General features: G+C 43.3%; 15 protein-coding genes and 1 tRNA gene. 5 read left to right on the top strand and 11 right to left on the bottom strand.

What is annotated here, in order from left to right; all coding sequences use genetic code 11:
- Nucleotides 1-408 precede the first annotated feature (408 nt).
- Nucleotides 409-484 (top strand) — tRNA-Asn (locus tag ACM2FC_RS18130).
- An 81-nt stretch (nucleotides 485-565) separates the two neighbouring features.
- Here the strand turns inward: ACM2FC_RS18130 and fadJ are convergent.
- Complete coding sequence (gene fadJ, locus ACM2FC_RS18125; RefSeq protein WP_498482398.1) at nucleotides 566-2,692, bottom strand: fatty acid oxidation complex subunit alpha FadJ; 2,127 nt, start codon at nucleotides 2,690-2,692, stop codon at nucleotides 566-568.
- The gene (gene fadI / locus ACM2FC_RS18120) at nucleotides 2,689-3,999 is read right to left on the bottom strand and encodes an acetyl-CoA C-acyltransferase FadI (RefSeq protein ID WP_498482397.1); all 1,311 of its coding nucleotides are present in this window, start codon (nucleotides 3,997-3,999) and stop codon (nucleotides 2,689-2,691) included. Before fadI ends, fadJ begins: the two co-directional genes overlap by 4 nt.
- A 275-nt stretch (nucleotides 4,000-4,274) precedes the next feature.
- On the opposite strand from fadI, the gene ACM2FC_RS18115 reads away from it, so the two are divergent.
- From ACM2FC_RS18115 to ACM2FC_RS18100, 4 genes are all read left to right on the top strand, one after another.
- Nucleotides 4,275-4,805, top strand: coding sequence for a hypothetical protein (locus ACM2FC_RS18115; protein WP_498482395.1), 531 nt, complete (start codon nucleotides 4,275-4,277; stop codon nucleotides 4,803-4,805).
- A gap of 439 nt (nucleotides 4,806-5,244) precedes the next feature.
- On the top strand, nucleotides 5,245-5,817 hold the full coding sequence (locus ACM2FC_RS18110; RefSeq protein ID WP_498482394.1) for a sigma-70 family RNA polymerase sigma factor: 573 nt from the start codon (nucleotides 5,245-5,247) through the stop codon (nucleotides 5,815-5,817).
- Nucleotides 5,810-6,538: a DUF3379 domain-containing protein gene (locus ACM2FC_RS18105; protein ID WP_498482393.1), complete on the top strand. Its 729-nt coding sequence runs from the start codon at nucleotides 5,810-5,812 to the stop codon at nucleotides 6,536-6,538. Before ACM2FC_RS18110 ends, ACM2FC_RS18105 begins: the two co-directional genes overlap by 8 nt.
- Nucleotides 6,539-6,780: 242 nt before the next feature.
- Nucleotides 6,781-8,031 carry an outer membrane protein transport protein gene (locus ACM2FC_RS18100; protein WP_498482392.1) on the top strand — a complete coding sequence of 417 codons (1,251 nt, stop codon included), beginning with the start codon at nucleotides 6,781-6,783 and terminating at the stop codon, nucleotides 8,029-8,031.
- 65 nt (nucleotides 8,032-8,096) lie between these two features.
- On the opposite strand, the gene ACM2FC_RS18095 is transcribed toward ACM2FC_RS18100, so the two are convergent.
- From ACM2FC_RS18095 to ccmB, 9 genes are all read right to left on the bottom strand, one after another.
- Nucleotides 8,097-8,888 carry an MlaA family lipoprotein gene (locus ACM2FC_RS18095; RefSeq protein WP_498482391.1) on the bottom strand — a complete coding sequence of 264 codons (792 nt, stop codon included), beginning with the start codon at nucleotides 8,886-8,888 and terminating at the stop codon, nucleotides 8,097-8,099.
- 93 nt (nucleotides 8,889-8,981) lie between these two features.
- Nucleotides 8,982-10,205 (bottom strand): c-type cytochrome biogenesis protein CcmI, encoded by a 1,224-nt coding sequence (ccmI, locus tag ACM2FC_RS18090; protein ID WP_498482390.1) that lies wholly within the window; start codon nucleotides 10,203-10,205, stop codon nucleotides 8,982-8,984.
- Nucleotides 10,205-10,681 (bottom strand): cytochrome c-type biogenesis protein, encoded by a 477-nt coding sequence (locus ACM2FC_RS18085; RefSeq protein WP_498482389.1) that lies wholly within the window; start codon nucleotides 10,679-10,681, stop codon nucleotides 10,205-10,207. Before ACM2FC_RS18085 ends, ccmI begins: the two co-directional genes overlap by 1 nt.
- The gene (locus ACM2FC_RS18080) at nucleotides 10,678-11,232 is read right to left on the bottom strand and encodes a DsbE family thiol:disulfide interchange protein (RefSeq protein ID WP_498482388.1); all 555 of its coding nucleotides are present in this window, start codon (nucleotides 11,230-11,232) and stop codon (nucleotides 10,678-10,680) included. The genes ACM2FC_RS18085 and ACM2FC_RS18080 overlap by 4 nt, the downstream gene beginning before the upstream one ends.
- A gap of 3 nt (nucleotides 11,233-11,235) precedes the next feature.
- On the bottom strand, nucleotides 11,236-13,209 hold the full coding sequence (locus ACM2FC_RS18075) for a heme lyase CcmF/NrfE family subunit (protein ID WP_498482386.1): 1,974 nt from the start codon (nucleotides 13,207-13,209) through the stop codon (nucleotides 11,236-11,238).
- Nucleotides 13,206-13,691, bottom strand: a complete 486-nt coding sequence (gene ccmE, locus ACM2FC_RS18070; protein WP_498482385.1) for a cytochrome c maturation protein CcmE — start codon at nucleotides 13,689-13,691, stop codon at nucleotides 13,206-13,208. The genes ACM2FC_RS18075 and ccmE overlap by 4 nt, the downstream gene beginning before the upstream one ends.
- A complete protein-coding gene (gene ccmD, locus ACM2FC_RS18065) occupies nucleotides 13,688-13,894 on the bottom strand; it encodes a heme exporter protein CcmD (protein WP_498482384.1) in 207 nt (68 codons plus the stop codon). The genes ccmE and ccmD overlap by 4 nt, the downstream gene beginning before the upstream one ends.
- Complete coding sequence (locus ACM2FC_RS18060; RefSeq protein ID WP_498482383.1) at nucleotides 13,894-14,649, bottom strand: heme ABC transporter permease; 756 nt, start codon at nucleotides 14,647-14,649, stop codon at nucleotides 13,894-13,896. The genes ccmD and ACM2FC_RS18060 overlap by 1 nt, the downstream gene beginning before the upstream one ends.
- A gap of 137 nt (nucleotides 14,650-14,786) precedes the next feature.
- Nucleotides 14,787-15,455: a heme exporter protein CcmB gene (gene ccmB / locus ACM2FC_RS18055; RefSeq protein ID WP_498482382.1), complete on the bottom strand. Its 669-nt coding sequence runs from the start codon at nucleotides 15,453-15,455 to the stop codon at nucleotides 14,787-14,789.
- Nucleotide 15,456: the final 1 nt, after the last annotated feature.

Genomic DNA, 15,456 nt, shown 5'->3' with positions numbered 1-15,456 from the left:
TAAAAACGTTAGACGCTCAAAGAGACGTGCTGAGTGGATTAGCTTATCCAAAGCAGAGGTTAACTAATCCACGGTCAAAAAAATAACCTGTATATTGTCTGTACAATTTGACTAAATATCAACAGTTGCCGAACAGTAGACGAATAAAAGTCTGAATTATCAAATGAATACAACGTAAGCATGGAATAGTAGCGCAAAACATTCGGTTATTATTCAATCAAGTTTTCTATTTCAACCAACCACCAACACAGTTATCCACAGTTTTGGTGGATAAGTAAATAAAGGGTAATAGTCGTAAGGGATTCGCAAAAGTAAAGGTTTTTAAATAACTATATTTTTCACTTTGTCTTATTTTTGAGGTTGACAGGATCTCGTCCTAAAGATAATATTCGCAGCGCTTCAAGCAATTCCCCCTTAGTTCAGTTGGTAGAACGGCGGACTGTTAATCCGTATGTCGCAGGTTCGAGTCCCGCAGGGGGAGCCATTTTTCAAAAAAGCCACCATATGATATGGTGGCTTTTTTACATCTCACTAAAAGTAGAGTTTCTTGGTCATCGTCTAACCGCTAATAAAAACTCTTATCTTTTCCAGCTCTAGTGAGTAGCCCATCACACGGAGCAAATACATCTCCAAATTTTTGCGCATGATCATTCATTAGCTCGACTAACGTTTTTAGCCCTAGCTGATCCATATAGCGGAACGGGCCTCCGAGAAATGGCGGGAAGCCAATACCGAAAATGGCTCCAATATCACCATCACGTGGGCTTTTAATGATTCCTTCATCTAAGCAACGTACGGCTTCATTCAGCATTGGGAGAAGACAGCGCATAGAAATCTCTTCTTCAGACAACTTGGACTCAGGTTTGATAGAAAGAAGTTTGTAGACCGATTTATCGACCTGTTTCCTTTTGCCTTTATAGTGATAGAAGCCTTTATCACTTTTACGACCTTTTCTTCCATCATTAAGTAGAGTATCGAATACTTCTGGGCCACGGAATCGAATGCCAAGCTCATTGATTAGTATTGGTGTTATCTTAGCCCCGATATCAATGCCAACTTCGTCTAACAAGGTAATAGGGCCTACTGGAAAGCCTTGATTCAATAGAGCGGCATCCAACCTTTCTATTGGCTCACCTTCCATCAGCATATACGCTGCCTGATTCATGTATGGAGCTAAGATCCTGTTAACATAAAAACCCGCTTTATCTTTCACTACAATGGGTGTTTTCCCCTGCTTGCGAGCAAATTCAACGACGCTAGCGATGGTCTGTGCCGACGTGCCATCATGAGGGATAACCTCGACAAGAGGCATTTTTTCAACAGGACTGAAATAATGAAGGCCAACCACATTTTCTGGTCTTTTCGCGTCTTCCGCAATCTGATGAATTGGCAAAGAAGACGTATTTGTAGCAAAAATAGTGCTCTCACTCGCATTGAGCTCAATATCACTGATCATTTGCTTTTTCAGTGCTAAATCTTCAAAAACGGCTTCCACAACGATGTCTGCCTTTTGATAGCTGGTAAAGTCTGTTCCACCAGAAAGCATCATCATTTTCTTTTGTAATTGCGCTTTCGATAATATTCTCCGTTTTCTTTGCTTTTCAAATAATTTGTAGTTGTACGCTAGCGCATTCAACACACCATCGTTGGAAACATCTTTAATTCGAACGGGCACTCCAGCCTTGCCCACACTCACATGACTAATTCCTGCCCCCATAAGCCCGCCACCCAACACACCTACAGCAGACAGAGGCTTAGGTTCAGCATCGGCACCCCGATCCTTTTTCATCTCTGTTGTAGCAAAGAATATCGAGCGCAACGCTCTGGATTCGGGCGTCATGACTAGCTCACCGAACCGCTTAGCTTCAACCTGAAGACCTTCATTCATACCTTGCTCAAAACCAACACGCATTACTTCCAAAATGGCAGGTACTGCGGGATAATTACCACGAGTTTTCTTCTGACTCTTTTTTCCTGCTTGCTCAAAAACGAACTTGCGACCGAAGTTAGTATTAGTGATGATATTTTCTTTTAATGTGATTTTCTTTGGCTTTTCCCGTTTTTTAGCCGACTTTTCTATCATATTTTCTGCAGCTTGCAGCAAAATAGTATTGGGGACACAAGCATCAACTAAACCTAATTTTTTCGCTTTTTTCGCCCTTAACTGCTTACCCGTTAAAATAAGATCAAGTGACGGCAATAAACCGATCAAACGTGGCAAACGCTGAGTGCCTCCCGAGCCCGGCAGTAAGCCAAGTTGCACTTCTGGCAAACCTAATCGCGTTTTATCAGAATCACTGCATACCCGATAATCACAGGCTAGAGCCAACTCCATTCCACCACCTAAGCAAGGGCCGTGAATGGCGGCGACTACTGGGTAAGGAAGATCGGAAATTCGTTGAAACAGCTCTTGTCCCTGTTTTGCCAAACCTTCTGCTTCTGAAGCGCTCTTGCAAACATCCAGCATTCTGACATCTGCCCCAGCAATAAAGTTATCAGGCTTGGCGGAATGGATGATTAACCCTTTTAACAGTGCAGCTTGTTCGTCAAGTTGCTCAAATACTTGCTGTAATTCTTGTGCAAATTCAGCTTGCAACGTATTCATTTTTTCGCCGGGAACATCGATAGCAAGCCAGGCTAAACTTTTGCTGTCTACCGTTAACTTAAACGCTGTTTTCTCTTTCGTGCTCATGAGTCAACCTCCAAAACCATCGCTGCCCCTAACCCACCAGCGGCACATGCAGTATTCAGTGCAAGTCCTCCGCCTCGACGTTTTAATTCTCTTAACGTTTGCGTAATCATTCTCGCACCAGTCGCAGCAAATGGATGTCCATAAGCAATTGAGCCTCCGAGCACATTAAACTTATCCATGTCAATTTCGCCTATGGCTTGTTTACGCCCAAGTTTGTCCTTCGCAAAAGACTTACTTGCGAACATTTTTACGTTTGCCAGAGTTTGCGCAGCAAAAGCTTCATGCATATCGATTAAATCCAAATCAGCCAGAGTTACCCCTGCTCTATCTAATGCAATGGGCGTCGCATAGGAAGGCCCCATTAACATATCTGTTTCGACACCAATAGCTGAAAAGGCATATGAACGAATATAGCCTAACGGTTCAAGGCCAAGCTCCTTCGCTTTACCTTCTCTCATCACCAAAACCGCAGCAGCACCATCTGTGAGTGGAGTACTGTTTGCCGCGGTCACCGTCCCGTATTGGCGGTCAAATGCGGGTCGAAGTTTTGCGTAACCTTCTAGGCTTGAATCTTCACGAATGTTGTTGTCTTTATCGAGCCACTTTTTATAAGGCTCTGGAAAAGCGGTCATCACTTCGCCTGATATTTTCCCGCTATTCCAAGCCTCAGAAGCCCGCGAATGCGACTGATGTGCTAGCGCATCTTGTTCTTGGCGACTAATGCTGTGAGACTTTGCCATTTGCTCGGCCGTTTGTCCCATCGATAGGCCAGTAGAATATTCAGCGACTGCTGGTGGAACAGGTAACAAGTCTTTCAAAGACAAGCTTTTTAAGATTTTCAGCTTCTGGCTTAAAGTCTTAGATTTACTTAATGCAAGTAACCCTGCAGCAAGCCGTTTGGAGACCCCAATTGGCAATACGGAAGAAGAATCCGCACCGCCAGCGATACCAATATCGACACTCCCTGACGTAATGCTTTCAGCCACATTTACGACTGATTGAAAACTCGTCGCACAGGCGCGGGTCACACTATAGGCGTCGGTAGCAACATTCATACCGGTGCCCAAGACGATTTCACGGGCAATATTTGGCGCTTCAGGCATCTGTATTACTTGGCCGAACACTAACTGATCGACTAACTCGGGTTGTATATTGGTTCGAGCTAACAACTCACTTACCACCATTTTTCCAAGATCCACAGCAGGAACTTTAATAAATTCTGTGCTTTGACGTGCAAACGGTGTTCTTAACCCTGCAACGATAGCAACGCGCTCACCCGAGCGCGTTTTTACTTCCAGCGTGCTCATGAAATCTCCTTTTGTAGAGGTCTGACCTGAAACATTGTAATTTATTTGTTACGTCATTCAAACATGCGTTTAAATAAACGTGACGTATCCATTGAGGTCCCGTTGTTCAATTGAATCCTACCTACTGATTACAGTACAAAATGCAACCTGCTTATCTTTTTTACTTATCCATATTTTTCAGTTACCCAAATGGTTCATAGAATTAAATAATGCACGCAAATGCATATTAGTAGGTAAAGAGACTTTACTACGTTTTACTAGGGTGGAGAAATAAAATGAGCGAAGTTGTTACGAGAAAACTAGAGCAATTTGAAAACTTTGGCTTTAAGTGGATCGCTGCAGGAACAGGTGGTTTCCACCATTGGGTAACCGATTCAAAAAATAATAATCAGCCAGAATTTATGACATGTGGACTGTGCTGTTTTCATTTGCCCATAGCAGCAGGGATTGAAACTGGCCGTTTATCAAAAGATGAAGCCGGTGACTTAATTATTAATCAAATGCAAAGCGGAATGAATGGAAGCGAGCCAGGTCGGTGGATTCATGGCAACTTAACCAAAAAAGGGATGTTTTCAAACCCACCAAATCGGGGAGATATCGTGTTCTTCTCAGCGAAAGGGGCGAAGTACTTTGCCCATGTTGCTGTGGCGACAGGCAACGATGACGAGGTCATCACTTTCGGTCACGACGCGCCGTATTTGCAAGGTGGTAAACACACTCTGCTAGTCGAAACGAAAACCATTAACGAAGTTAAGAACTTAAATCGGCTTTTAACCGATGTCCATTATGGCGCAGCATCGTGGTAAATTGGAGATTCTATACGCCCGCTCTTAAGCGCGGGCACTTTTCTCTGGCATAAAAAAAACCACACTAAATAGTGTGGTCGGAAATATAAAGCAATTAACTTACGCCAATTGAAAATAATCAGTTTCCTGATTAGGAGAAAGTAAAGTCAGCCTTCAAAAGGAAGTGTCATCTTGCTCAACGTGCCAGTCACAAGGACTAACCAGATGACAGGAAGTACTATAACCTCTCTTTGCATTTAGATTTTGAAGTAGATCAATTTTCCGTTCGATTAAACTCGTTAAGGGCTGCTAACTTTGTTTAGCATCAATTTATCACTCGCTTTTTAATCATGACTGATACTCTCACAACACAGTTGAGCAAATTATCCAAAATCAACCTTCTGACTTAGGCTAGGATGACAACAGGCCCTAGTTTTTAGTCAAATCACTCGCGAGCATAATGGAGGCTCATGTGGCATTTGGAAAAATATTTGGAAATAAAAAACCAAATAGTCCGGTCCGCTCAAATATGGACAGACAAAGAAAATATGAAGCGCTTGTTCGAGCCTATCATAGAGACTTATTCCGCTATGCATTTTGGTTATGTAAAGACAAAAGTATCGCGGAAGATTTAGTACAGGAAACATGCTTACGGGCATGGAAATCTCTTGATAGCTTACAGGATGAAAAAGCAGCAAAGTCTTGGCTCATTACAATTTTGAGACGAGAAAACGCTCGGCGCTTTGAAAGAAAGCAATTCGATTTAGTTGACATTGATGATCACGGTAACGAAGCCAAAATCAGCGATGATCCTCATCACCAATCAGAATGGGTTCAAGCCCAAATCATGAAGCTTGATGTCGATTATCGCGAACCTCTCTTTTTGCAGGTTGTTGGCGGTTTTAGTGGGGAAGAAATCAGTGAAATACTCGAATTAAACAAAAACACCGTGATGACGCGACTTTTTAGAGCACGTAATCAGCTGAAGGAAATGCTTGATTCACAAGACAATAGAGGGCAGCAAAATGGATGATTTAGAATTTCGCCGCCAAATTATGTCAGACCCTAAATATCGGGACAATGAGATATTAGAGGCGATCCAAAGAAGTGATGCAAATAACAAATTTGTTGATGATATTTTAGAGCTGGATAGCATCGTTGAAAAAGCGATGAATGTCGATGTGCCAGACGATCTAGCCGACAGGATTTTGTTTAATCAAAGCTCATCAAATAATAGCAATGTGGTTAAAGCTAACTTCACCAAGCGCTCAATGGCAATCGCCGCTTCAGTTGCTTTTGTGGTTGGCATCGTTGTAGGGCAGGTTAAGTGGGGAAATGTTGTTGTATCACCAGTACATGCGAGCTTGGAAAGCACAGCGATTCAGCATGTGATTGAAGAGAAGCCATTTGTTGACAAACTTGATGAACAAGTCACGTCTCAACAAATTAACGCTAAGTTGCAACCTTTCGCCTATCAGTTCGACCAAGCATTTCCCTACCACGTGTTTTATTTGAATCACTGTGGGTTTGGTCAATCGAATGCTTTACACATGGTATTCCAAGGTGAGAAAGGCAAAGTTACCTTATTTATTACCAACGTACCATCACAAAAAACTATCGATTTTAACAAAGATGGGATGGCTGGGATTGTAGAACCTGTCGGTTCAAGCAGCCTAATCCTAGTGGGTGAACAAGGAGAAAATGTCGATCAAATGGCGAAGAAGCTTTCCGCAATGCTCTTACCAATGAGCTAACCCCCACTCTATAAAGGCCTGACGTCGCTCAGGCCTTTTTTTAAACACTTGTTTAGTGCAATTACTCTAAAAACACTATTCAATTAATGTTTTTTTACATTTAGGTTAACAGTTTGTTAAATGAAGCACGTAAAGATATAGTGGTCAGAGCTCTAATAAGTATACTAAAGTCAACCAGAGCACTTACTCAAAAATCACCCATCAAGAGGTGAGTTTTACAGAACAACAAAAGGAAAGCTTCGATGAACAAAATACGTGTTTACAAAAAGTCGATACTAGCAGTGACGATCGGCCTTGCTTCTCAGCAAGCTTTCGCTGCTGGATTCCAGCTCAACGCTCAATCCGCCACTGGACTAGGCCGAGCCTTTGCCGGTGACGCTGTTATTGCAGACAACGCTTCGGTTATGGCTCGTAATTCAGCAGCTATGGCACTGTTTGATAAAACGGCGTTTTCAATGGGTTTTGAATCAATTACTTCGCAGATTGAGGTTAAGGATGCGACGTATTCTGTGGCAGGTGGATATACTGCTTCTTCAAATTACGATAACGCTGGTGACACTACTATCGCACCAAATATCCATCTTATCGTGCCGATAAACGATAAATTTGCTTGGGGCGTAGATGTCTATTCGAACTTTGGTACTAAGACCGACTTCGATAATTCATTTGCAGCTTCTGAATATGGTGGTTTTACCGAAATTAAAACTTTGAATCTTGGTTTAGCAGGCTCGTATCGAGTCGATGAACATTGGAGTTTTGGTGCTGGTCTAGACATAGTGTATGGGTATGGAAAACTAAAACGCACCTCAAGTGATGCTTTAAGGGCTGCCGTTCCTATCTACCCAACAACAGTAGCAAACATTGACGCAGATGGATTTGGGCTTGGCTTTAATGTTGGTACAGTTTACGAACTGAATGACAAAAATAGATTTGGCTTTTCCTACCACTACCAGCCAGATATTAAAGCGAAAGGAGATAACACCTACGGCGATACCAGCTATCCAGATGACGAAGTTACACTAAAACTTCCCGATATGGCGGAGTTTTCGGGTTACCATCGCCTGAATCAAGAGTTTGCTGTTCACTATAGTATCCAATGGATTAACTGGAGCGAGTTTGACAGTCTCGACTCAAGTTCGGTAGGTGTTGTGAAACAATATGACTGGCAAGACGGCTGGCACTATGCCATCGGCGGTACTTATTACTTAAGTACCACCTGGACACTGCGTGCAGGTTATATGTACGATACTAGTGCGCAAGACAATATAACCTCAATATCAGTACCTGATTCTGATAGACAATGGTTCTCTACTGGATTCACCTACCATATTGATGAAGAATCCAACGTAGACTTTGGTTTCACATATTTACTAGGTAAAGATGTAAATGTAACTGAAACCACAACAAGCGGCAATTCTGTGCTCTCAACACTCAATGGGGTAACCCATGCCAACGCTATCCTAATGGGCCTCCAATATAGCCGAACTTTCTAAACAGAAATTTGTATTAGATGCTAAAAGGGCTGAATTATCAGCCCTTTTGTCATTCCTCAGCAGAATTATTGATAACTGCCGTCCATATACTGATCGATAAGTGCATCATCTTCAGCAGTATCTTTTGGCTTCGGTGGCGTCACTTCCGCTTTAAAGTTTTGGTGCTGGATGTACATATCACGAGTGAGTGCATACGGATCTGGCGAGTTGTTAATCATTGGTTCTTGAGAAACTAATGCTGCGCGAGATTCCATTCCTTGCAATGCCCATTTACCTATCGCTGCCCAAATATTGAGTAAGGAAAGTGGCGCATATAAGTCATCGGCGTAGTCGGCGGATTCTCTCACGGTCCACGGACCGTAGCCGGGTACCATTACATACGGACCATTACCCACCCCATAGTGACCCACCACATCACCAAAGCTTCGATCACCATAATTGGTAATACCCGCTTCACCAGCTATATCAATTAGGCCTAACAATCCTATGGTCGAGTTGATCCAAAAACGGTTAAAGTGAGCCAATGCTTGTTTGCCATTGCCCATCAACAAACTATTAATCATGCTAGACGGTTCATCTAAGTTCGATAAGAAATTAGAAATACCTGTACGAATTGGCGAGGGAACATGGTGTACATATGCGAGAGAAACAGGTCGTACGACATAAGGGTCTAGATAATGGTAGTTAATATTCCACATCTCGCGGTTAAACCCTTCAAGCGGATCACTCACGTGGTTTCCTGATGTCGCTGTTTGATTTGTTGAGTCTTCTGACTTTTTATCTGGCCCACTTGCGCAGCCAGAAAGCGTAAAAACAAAGAGCAGCAAAAGCCACACTTTGGATCGTCGAGTCTTCATTATACTTTTCCATAAAACAAAGACCGGTTAATAAACCGGCCTACAAACTTCAGAATGTTCTGAAAAACCTTTAAGTTACTTGGTATACAGCATCTATTTAAACTGTCTATCTATTAGTATATTAATAGGCTGCCCCAAATTTACAACCTCACTTTCACCATACCAATCGCCTTTTTTCGTCGATACATTGCCATCTGTATCAATTCTAGCTTTCACGATCAGTTTATCTAAGTCAGATATTTTCCTACCTTGAATCATGCTATTGCTATCATCGAGCGTAACACTCAAAGGAAATTGATTGGCAGGATAGCGCGCAGCTGCAACCGGCATTGGTGCACCGTCAGCTGTGTGCACCGATACAATCAAAACCGAATTTGGATTAACGTTGACCCCTTTGCCAAGGGAAATTGTAACGGGTACTGAAGCGCCATGTACCACTTTCTCTCCAGACATCTGCTTTTGCGCCAACGCGATACTTCTTTCTAGCATACCATAGCGTTCATCCTCTGGGCTCACAAGACGCTGCATCTGTTGCCAATATTCAATTGCACGCCGGTATTGTTGATTTTCAAACGCATCGAAAGCGATTAAGGAAAGCACTTGTAGGTTTGCATAACCCTGTTGAACCAAACCTTCCAGCATTTTTCGCGCCGTATTCTGATCGTGTTCATCCTGCGACATCATCAATGCCTGTGCATAAGCTAATTGAATCGTCGGGCTGGTCGCATTCATTTTGTATGCACGCTGCATCGCTTCAACCGCCGTATTTGCATCTCGATTCGCGATACCTATTTTGCCTAGCAATAGCCAACCCATGGCATCTCCAGGCTGATAATAAAGTCGAGTACGTAAAGCTAGGGTTAAATCTTTTAGCTCTTGTTCAGTCATCGGCTGACTTGATTCCGTCATCAACTTTTTCGAGAGCTCTGGTAAACGAGCCGTCACTTGCTGCCAATCTTGTACTTGTTTGAAGCCACCCACTGCCATATACATGCCATAGGAAGCAACCACGACAAACAACATGGATGAAATCAGAATCATTTTAGGTGACAACTTAGAATGATTATTGCCTTTCTGGCTTTCTGGGATATCATCCAGTAAAGATTGTTTTAAATCGCTAACCAGCTCTTTCTGATCAACAACAAGACCAGCCTCCTCTTCCTGGCTGAGCTCACCTAATCTGTCTTTGTAGAGCGCCTTGTTTAGCTCATCCCTTAACGCTTTCTCACCCCGAACATTGTTTCTCATCAAAGGGATAGCAACGATGAGGCAGCTAAACAGAATAATTGCTACCGTAGCAAACCAAAATACTGTCATTACTCATCGTCTCCTTGCTGTTTTTTGTTAAGAAGAGCGTTAAGCTGCGACTCCTTATCTTCATTCCATTCTGTATCAGTTGATGCTTTTTGTACTTTTCGACTTCGTAAAATAATTAAACTAAAGCCAATCAAAAGCACTAGCCCAGGGCCAACCCAAAGTATCGCCGTTGACCAATTAAATGGCGGATTGTAAGTCACGAAATTACCATAACGTGCAATCATATAATCGACGATTTGTTGCTTGGATTGCCCCTCTTTAGTCATTTCATAGACCTTCTGCCTTAAGTCCTGCGCAAGACCAGCATTGGAATCCGCAATGGTGTTATTTTGACATTTCGGGCAGCGCAATGTGTTACTAAGCTCTTGAAACTGCTTCTCTTGCTGCTGGTTGTCAAAGTCGTAAACTTCTATCGCTGCACTGGCAACAAAGGAAAAAGCAAACGTCGCCAGCACAATCATTAATAGTTTTTTCATGATTTAGCCTCTGCTTTCATTTGCTCGTAAATTGGCTGCAACGTTTGCTTCCAATTCTTCGGATTGACATCGCCGATGTGGCGATAACGTATGATGCCATTAGCATCAATAAAGAAGGTCTCTGGCGCGCCGTATACACCTAAATCAAGCCCCAGCATTCCATTGCCATCATACAAACTAATCAGGTAAGGGTTACCAAGCTTATTCAGCCAGTTAATTGCTTTATCTCTTTGATCTTTGTAATCAAGACCAATAATTTTGACGCCCTGACCAGCCAGTTCATTCAGGTACTGGTGCTCGGAATAGCAGGTTGGACACCATGTTGCCCAAACATTTAATAGCATGGGCTCGCCTTTAAAAATACTTTGATCATAAAGCTTGCCCGGCTCTGCTAAATCTTCTAAACGAAAACTTGGTACAGGCTTACCGACCAAAACAGATTCCAATTTGGTAGGATCGTCACCATCGGAGTTTCGCACTAATTGCACGGCAAAAACGGCCACCAATGCTAAAAAAGCAATCAGAGGAATAAACAGTATCTTCTTATTCATCAGTTATGCCTCCTGCTCTTGAACGCGAACTCTAGCAGCGGACTTTCTGAAGCGATATCGCTTATCACTGATGGCCAATATACCGCCGAAGGTCATAAACAAGGCTCCAGCCCATATCCAACGAACAAACGGCTTGTAATAAATACGAACAGCCCAAGACCTGCCATCATCCAATCGCTCACCCATCGCAACATATAAATCACGAGTGAAACCACGGTCGATTGCTGCTTCAGTCATCATTGACCGTGCGGTACGATAAAAACGCTTTTCGGCATGGAGAGTATTAATCGGTTTACCATCACGAGTCACATTAAACTCAGCAATATAACCATCGTAGTTTGGACCATCATGATTGCTCAAACCAGCAAAGTAGAAATCGTAGCCTTCTATTTCAAAGTGCTCACCCGGAGCTAATCGAACATCACGCTCAATACTATAGTTTTGCACCATGGCGATACCAATCACTGTCACCGCTAGACCGATATGACCAAGCATCATTGACCAATGGCTACGCTGGAGTTTTTTAACCCCTTGCCAAAATGTGTGTCTATGAGTCGCTCGCTCATAAAGTTCAAAGCCATGCATACTGATAATCCACAGCGCCATTATCCAGCCTAAATACGCCATGAAGGTGAAGCTCTCGGCAAGCAAATAGACAAATGCCAATCCACCTAAAAAAGCAATGGCTGCTGAAACAATCGACGGTTTTACCAGCTTAGATAAATCGTCTCTTTTCCAACGAATTAGAGGACCAATGCCGAGTAGCAATGCAAAAGGCACCATCAACCAAGCAAACAGCGTATTAAAGAACGGCGCACCAATGGACACAGAGCCTAAACCAAGCTGCTTGTGAACAAGTGGTAGAAGAGTTCCGATCAGAACCACGACAAGAGCCGCTATTAAAATCACATTATTACCAAGTAAGGCGTTCTCCCTAGAAACTAGGTTAAAGTTACCCCGCACACGAACCGCGCTGCCTTTTAGTGCGAAAAGAAGTAACGAACCACCAATAACCAACACTAAGAAAGCGAGAATAAACATACCCCTAGCAGGGTCGGAAGCAAACGCATGCACTGAAACTAAAATGCCCGAGCGAACCAAGAAGGTACCGAGCAGGCTTAAAGAGAAAGCAGAAATCGCAAGCAATACTGTCCACGCTTTAAACGTTCCACGCTTCTCGGTTACGGCTAAAGAATGCATTAAAGCGGTACCAGCCAACCAAGGCATAAAGGAGGCGTTTTCAACGGGATCCCAGAACCACCAGCCACCCCAGCCAAGTTCGTAATAGGCCCACCATGAACCTAATGCAATACCAAGTGTCAAAAATAACCAAGCCGCGGTGGTCCAAGGTCGAGACCAACGCGCCCACGCCGTGTCCAAACGCCCAGTCATTAACGAAGCAATTGCAAAAGAAAATGCAACAGAAAAGCCCACATAGCCCATATACAACATAGGTGGATGAATAATTAATCCCGGGTCTTGAAGGAGTGGATTTAAGTCTCGGCCGTCAACCGGAAAGAAAGGAAGAGTTCGAATAAACGGGCTGGAAGTGACAATAATAAATAATAGAAAGCCGACACTAATTAACCCCATAATAGCCAGTACGCGAGCAACTGACTCTTGAGGCATTCCACGACTGAAAATAGCAACGGCAACCGTCCAGCCCGCTTGGATTAACACCCAAAGCAAAAGGGAGCCTTCATGCGCACCCCATACTGCGGTCAAACGATAATACCAAGGCAATTGGCTATTGGAATTGCTCGCGACATATTGCAAGGTAAAGTCATTGCTGTAAAACGACCAAAGCAATATACAAAATGACAACAAAATAAGTGCAAACATTCCAAACGATAATGGCCTCGCGGTGGCCATTAAGACGCTATTATTTTTTGACGCTCCTATCAAAGGTAATACGCTCAGCAGTAACGCCATTGACAACGCTACGATCAATGCAAATTGACCTACTTCAGCAATCATTGAGCACTTCCTTGGGTTTGTTGTTGTGTGTATTTAAGAGGTTGATGGTTTTTTTTCATCGCCTCGGCTACTTCCGGAGGCATATACTCTTCATCATGTTTCGCCAGTACTTCGAACGCTTCCACTGTAGTTGCGTTTTTCAGCACTCCTTGGGCGACAATACCTTGTCCTTCGCGAAATAGATCTGGCAAGATACCGTTGTACGTGACAGTAACAACAGGGCCAACATCACGTAGCTGGAAGCTCACTAAAAGAGAGCTAGGATCACGTTTTACTGACCCAGCAACAACCATTCCTCCGATTCGAAGTCGCTGACCAACCTCTGGTTTTGTCCCATCTGGCTTGCCATCCACCAGCTCAGTGGGAGTGTAGAATAAGTCCATATTCTGGCTTAAGGCATAAAGAATTAAACCGACCGTGGCTCCTACCCCTACTAGCAAAGACAATACAATGCCTAAGCGTTTTTTTCTCCTTGGGTTCATAACGTATTCTCCAAATCTTTTGCTGCTTCAATTCTCGCTAATCGGTCTTGCTTGTTTTTAACCAGCTTTAAGACTCTGTTTTGCTGACGAACACTTGAAAGAAGCAACAGCAGCAAAGCACCAAAAGTAATACCAAAAGCACTCCATACGTAGACGGCGTAACCCCCCATATTCAGAAAGTCACTTAAAGATTGAAAATGCATTATTTGCTCACCTCGCTAAATTTTTCGATAGCCAATTTCTCAACCCATGGTCGGTGACTTTCTTTGTTTAAAATCTCGCTGCGCAAACGAATTAACGTGACTGAAGCGAAGAAAAAGGCAAAACCGAAAATATTGAGTAAAAGCGGCCAAAGCATGTCGCTATCAATAGAAGGTTTATCAAACTTAGTGATGGTCGCCCCTTGATGAAGGGTATTCCACCACTCAACCGAATAGTGAATAATTGGAATGTTCACCACTCCAACTAATGCCAAAATTCCGGCGGCTTTAGCGCCCGTCTTTTGGTCATCAAAGGCGTGATACAGAGCAATGACACCCAAGTATAAAAATAACAAGATTAGTTCTGACGTCAGACGAGCATCCCACACCCACCAAGTTCCCCACATGGGTTTTCCCCATATAGAGCCAGTAAGCAATGCGATAAATGTAAATACCGCTCCTATTGGAGCCATCGCCGAAGCGGCTAAGTCAGAAATACGCAGCTGCCAAACCATACCGATAAAAGCCGCTATCGCCATTGACATATATACGCCCATAGACCAAATCGCCGCAGGTACATGGATATAAATGATTCGAAAACTATCACCTTGCTGATAGTCCGTAGGCGCAAAAGCTAGCCCCCAAATCGTTCCTATGCTAAGACAAAGCAGCGCTAGCACTGAAAACCAAGGTAAAAGTCTTCCACATAGTTGATAAGTCGATTCCGGTTTAGCGTACGGGTGAAGCCATTTCCACATTGCAATTACTCACTATCATTCCTTGGATAGTCCGACCATTTGTAGTCATAGTTTTTTAGTCAGAGAATCCGTTCTATTTACTATTAAAATACGTTATCCATTAAAATTCTGTCGCAATTAACCGTCCAGAATTCACACTAGTTCACACTTACCTTGAGTGCGGCCGCTATCGCGAACGGTGTTAGTGTTACAGAGCCCACTAACATCGCTCCTAAAACCGCTAGCTGACCGCTATAACCCATACCTAACGATGCCGCTTCAATTGCAGACGTTGCGAATATTAAAACTGGCACATAAAGAGGCAGCACCAACAAACTAAGCAGAACGCCACCTTTTTGTAGTCCGACCGTTAAAGCCACACCGATAGCCCCAATAAAGCCCAGAGTCGGCGTACCAATTAGCAGAGTTAGTACCACTGCAAACCAAGTATTAGAATCTAAAGAAAGTAATATGGAGAGTAAGGGGCTAATGATCAGTAAGGGCAGCCCCGTTAACAACCAATGGGCAAAGACTTTTGCGATAGCAACCATCGGCAAAGGAACTGGCATCAACATCATTTGCTCTAAAGACCCATCTTGAAAATCATCTCGAAAGAGTCTTTCAAGAGAAAGCAAAGAAGCGAGCAACGCGGCTACCCAAACTATACCGGGTGCAATTCGCGCCAGAAGATTGGGCTCTGGACCAATGCCGAGCGGGAAGAGCGTGATTACTATGATGAAAAACCAAAGTGGGTTAAATATATCCGCTTGCCTACGATAAGCAATCAGCAATTCTCTTTGTACGATGGTAAACATAGCCGAGATCATG

Source organism: Vibrio sp. A37, assembly GCF_059777565.1.
This window is presented reverse-complemented; position numbering and strand designations above follow the sequence as displayed.

Excerpts from the sequence above, each read along its gene's own strand:
- ACM2FC_RS18110 (WP_498482394.1), top strand. The coding sequence starts at position 5,245 with ATGGAGGCTCATGTGGCATTTGGAAAAATATTTGGAAATAAAAAACCA.
- ccmI (WP_498482390.1), bottom strand. The coding sequence starts at position 10,205 with ATGACAGTATTTTGGTTTGCTACGGTAGCAATTATTCTGTTTAGCTGC.
- ACM2FC_RS18060 (WP_498482383.1), bottom strand. The coding sequence starts at position 14,649 with ATGTGGAAATGGCTTCACCCGTACGCTAAACCGGAATCGACTTATCAA.
- fadI (WP_498482397.1), bottom strand. The coding sequence starts at position 3,999 with ATGAGCACGCTGGAAGTAAAAACGCGCTCGGGTGAGCGCGTTGCTATC.
- ACM2FC_RS18085 (WP_498482389.1), bottom strand. The coding sequence starts at position 10,681 with ATGAAAAAACTATTAATGATTGTGCTGGCGACGTTTGCTTTTTCCTTT.
- ACM2FC_RS18115 (WP_498482395.1), top strand. The coding sequence starts at position 4,275 with ATGAGCGAAGTTGTTACGAGAAAACTAGAGCAATTTGAAAACTTTGGC.
- ccmE (WP_498482385.1), bottom strand. The coding sequence starts at position 13,691 with ATGAACCCAAGGAGAAAAAAACGCTTAGGCATTGTATTGTCTTTGCTA.
- ACM2FC_RS18080 (WP_498482388.1), bottom strand. The coding sequence starts at position 11,232 with ATGAATAAGAAGATACTGTTTATTCCTCTGATTGCTTTTTTAGCATTG.
- fadJ (WP_498482398.1), bottom strand. The coding sequence starts at position 2,692 with ATGAGCACGAAAGAGAAAACAGCGTTTAAGTTAACGGTAGACAGCAAA.
- ACM2FC_RS18105 (WP_498482393.1), top strand. The coding sequence starts at position 5,810 with ATGGATGATTTAGAATTTCGCCGCCAAATTATGTCAGACCCTAAATAT.
- ACM2FC_RS18100 (WP_498482392.1), top strand. The coding sequence starts at position 6,781 with ATGAACAAAATACGTGTTTACAAAAAGTCGATACTAGCAGTGACGATC.
- ccmD (WP_498482384.1), bottom strand. The coding sequence starts at position 13,894 with ATGCATTTTCAATCTTTAAGTGACTTTCTGAATATGGGGGGTTACGCC.
- ACM2FC_RS18095 (WP_498482391.1), bottom strand. The coding sequence starts at position 8,888 with ATGAAGACTCGACGATCCAAAGTGTGGCTTTTGCTGCTCTTTGTTTTT.
- ACM2FC_RS18075 (WP_498482386.1), bottom strand. The coding sequence starts at position 13,209 with ATGATTGCTGAAGTAGGTCAATTTGCATTGATCGTAGCGTTGTCAATG.
- ccmB (WP_498482382.1), bottom strand. The coding sequence starts at position 15,455 with ATGATCTCGGCTATGTTTACCATCGTACAAAGAGAATTGCTGATTGCT.